Raw genomic sequence first — 3,221 nt, forward strand, 5'->3', positions numbered from 1 at the left:
CATTTCCACCGCAGTGGTTCTACGCGATGAGCCTGATCGCGTTTCGCGCGTTACCAGTTGCCTGGACCTCGCCCTGGTGGCTCACATACAGCGCGGCAAGTTCCGCGAGCGCGTCCCGGCGCTCCGGCCAGTATGTGTACTGGTCATAGATACCCTCAACGCCAGGCAGCTTGTGGTTCAGGCACATCTCCGAGATATCGCGCATGACGCCCAGGGAGCGCAGATATGACTTGGCGGTGGATCGAAGGTCATGCAGAGTGAAGCGGCGGACGTCAGGCTTGTGCCCGGCCAGCCAATAATCGATGGCGAAAGCAATGGTGTTCTCGTCCACATGGTGATCGCCGCCGTTGCCTTCCAGCCGAGCAACCCAGCGAGCCGGCAATAGGTAGGCGGACTGCATCACCAGCGCATCCAGCTCTCTGAACCACTCAACCACCGGCGGGGCAAGTGGGATATCAACTGCCGGCCCTGTCTTGCTTGATGGGATGTGCCACCTACCGGCACCGAGCCGAGCTATGGTGTGCTCGTCGGTGAAGATGTGTTCGCGCCTGGCCGTATACAGCTCACCTACACGCGCCGCCGTGGCCATCAGGATTCAGATCGACAGCTGGTTCTGCCTGTTCATTTTGGCATTCATGACCTCGCGAATTTCGTCCTCTGTAAGCATGAGGCGCTTTTTCACGGGGGGGGGGCGAGTGCCGATGACGGCTTCGAGGCTGATCCCCATGGTGGGGTTGACGACGATCAGGCGCTGCCCCGCGGCGAACTTGAAGAGCTCGCGGGCAACTATATAAAGGGTCTCGGTCTCGCGCCACCCGTCGGTCTGGTCGCGCCATCCAGCCTTGCGCTTGGCAATCAGGTCGACAATCTCCTGGGGGGTGACGTCCTTGATTGGCCTGGTGCCGAGCGCTGCCTCGATCAGCTTGAGCTGGCGGCCGTAGGTTCGCACAGTGCTGTTGGCCAAGTGGTGAAGGCGCTTCTCTATATAGTCAGCGATGAGATCCCGAACGAGCGTGGCGGTGCGTGCTTCCAGCTTGGCTGCAGCTTTCAGCTCGGCCGGGTCTTGCCCCTGATCAACTTCGACGCGGCGCTCTCTGGCCATCCTGCGAGCATCGGCCAGGCCGATATCGGGGTAGTTGCCCAGGGTCAGCTCGCGCCGCCGGCCTGCTGCTCGATATCGCAACACCCACGAAGCGGTGCCTGCCTTTGATAGCGTGAACGTGAGGCCGCCGCCGTCTGACTTTGCCACAGGACCGCCAGCGCGGACCTACCCCTTTATCTGAAGATCGGTCAGCAGGCCCTGCAGCAGGCGCTTTGTCGGCATGATTTCTCCCTGTTTGGGTAGCCAATTGTGCAGGCTACCCGTCGAGCTACCCAATTTTATTGGGATTGGAGGATAACCCGGGATATCGTCTGGCAAAAGAAACCCCGGATTTACCGGGGCTTATGAGTGAATATGAGAAGATGAGATAGCCCAGGAACATCAGATAAGGATTATGTCGTAGTGCTCTTGGGAGTAGCTGCCTTCGACCTCCAGCGAGATCGGCTTGCCCACGAAATCGCCCAGCATGGCCAGGTGCTGGCTTTCCTCTTCCAGAAACAGATCGATCACGCTTTGCGCGGCCAGCACGCGGAACTCTTTTGGGTTGAACTGGCGCGCTTCGCGCAGGATTTCCCGCAGGATGGCATAGCAGACGGTGCGGGGCGTGCGGACATTGCCGCGCGCCTGGCACATCGGGCAGGGTTCGCACAACTGGTGGGCCAGCGAGTCACGCGTACGCTTGCGCGTCATTTCCACCAGGCCCAGCTGCGTGAAGCCATTAACCGTCATGCGCGTGCGATCGCGTGACAGGGCCTTCTTGAGCTCGGCGAGCACCGTGTCGCGGTGCTCCGGGTCTTCCATGTCAATGAAATCCAGGATGATGATGCCTCCCAGATTGCGCAGGCGCAGTTGCCGCGCGATGGCCTGGGCGGCTTCCAGATTGGTCTTGAAAATCGTGTCATCGAAGTTGCGGCCGCCGACAAAGCCGCCGGTATTGACGTCCACCGTGGTCAGGGCCTCGGTCTGGTCCACGATCAGGTAGCCGCCGGATTTCAGGTCGACGCGGCGCGACAGGGCGCGTGCGATCTCCTCGTCGACCTGGGCGGTGTCAAAGAGGGGGCGCTCGCCACTGTAATGCCGGATGCGCGGCAACACCGAGGGGGTATAGATCTTGGCCCACTCCTGGAGCTCGGCGGTGGTGCTGCGAGAGTCCACCTGGATCATGCCGGTATCCGGGCCGGCCATGTCGCGCAGCACGCGTTGCGCCAGCGTCAGGTCCTGGTGCAGGAGGGTAGGGGCTGGCTGGCTGCGCGCTGCGGCCTGCACGCTGCTCCAGAGCTTGCGCAGATAGGCCAGATCCGCTGCCAGTTCTTCATCGCTGGCGCCTTCGGCCTGCGTACGAACAATGAAGCCGCCTTTCTCGCCTTCGGGCACGAGGGCTTGCAGCCGTTCGCGTAACTGGTGGCGCTCGGCCTCGGAGTCGATTTTCTGCGAGATGCCTATATGTGGGTCGTGAGGCAGGTAAACCAGCATCCGTCCGGCAATGCTGATCTGGGTGGACAGGCGGGCGCCCTTCGTGCCGAGCGGATCCTTGATGACCTGCACCATGAGGGTCTGCCCCTCGAAGAGCAGCTTCTCGATGGGCGTGGCGGTTTGTCCCTGGCTGCGCTCCTGGCGATTCTCGCGCAGATCTGCAATATGGATGAAGGCGGCGCGCTCCAGGCCGATATCGATGAAGGCGCTCTGCATCCCGGGCAATACCCGGACCACCCGGCCCAGATAGATGTTGCCCACGTGCCCGCGCTGAATACTGCGCTCGACATGCAACTCTTGCACAGCCCCCTGCGCCACGATGGCTACACGGGTTTCAAAAGGGGTGACGTTGATCAGAATGTCTTCAGTCATTATGGTCCGTGCATCTTGGAGGGATGCGCTAGGGTACCGTACTTGTAAGGGCGTGCGAGCGGACAACCCAGCTGTTCCAACGGATGCCGGGTCATCGATTTTTAAAAAAAGTGCCATATTCCTGACACAAGGAAATCTTCTGTGCTATAGTTCGCCCCCTCGCAGCACAGAACACAACGCAAGCGCTCCGGCGCCGGGTTGTTCAAGTGAGGCGAGCCGGAACGAAGCGGTTCCCGGGCAGTGCTCCAGGGCGGTTATCGCAAAGCGAAACGTC

At 61.1% G+C, this 3,221-nt stretch carries 3 protein-coding genes; all 3 read right to left on the minus strand.

The genetic code is table 11. The features are described from left to right. Nucleotides 1-19: 19 nt before the first annotated feature. The gene (locus A7V84_RS21565; RefSeq protein ID WP_231940066.1) at nt 20-589 is read right to left on the minus strand and encodes a site-specific integrase; all 570 of its coding nucleotides are present in this window, start codon (nt 587-589) and stop codon (nt 20-22) included. A 6-nt stretch (nt 590-595) separates the two neighbouring features. Further along, a complete protein-coding gene (locus A7V84_RS21570) occupies nt 596-1,249 on the minus strand; it encodes an integrase arm-type DNA-binding domain-containing protein (protein ID WP_231940057.1) in 654 nt (217 codons plus the stop codon). Nucleotides 1,250-1,483: 234 nt separating this feature from the next. Beyond that, the gene (gene rng / locus A7V84_RS00615) at nt 1,484-2,947 is read right to left on the minus strand and encodes a ribonuclease G (RefSeq protein WP_025512315.1); all 1,464 of its coding nucleotides are present in this window, start codon (nt 2,945-2,947) and stop codon (nt 1,484-1,486) included. Nucleotides 2,948-3,221: the final 274 nt, after the last annotated feature.

Source organism: Bordetella trematum (assembly GCF_900078335.1).
Taxonomy (GTDB): Bacteria; Pseudomonadota; Gammaproteobacteria; order Burkholderiales; family Burkholderiaceae_B; genus Bordetella; species Bordetella trematum.

Bases quoted from the DNA above. Each gene is read 5' to 3' on its own strand.
- A7V84_RS21565 (WP_231940066.1), bottom strand. From the start codon at position 589: ATGGCCACGGCGGCGCGTGTAGGTGAGCTGTATACGGCCAGGCGCGAA.
- rng (WP_025512315.1), bottom strand. From the start codon at position 2,947: ATGACTGAAGACATTCTGATCAACGTCACCCCTTTTGAAACCCGTGTA.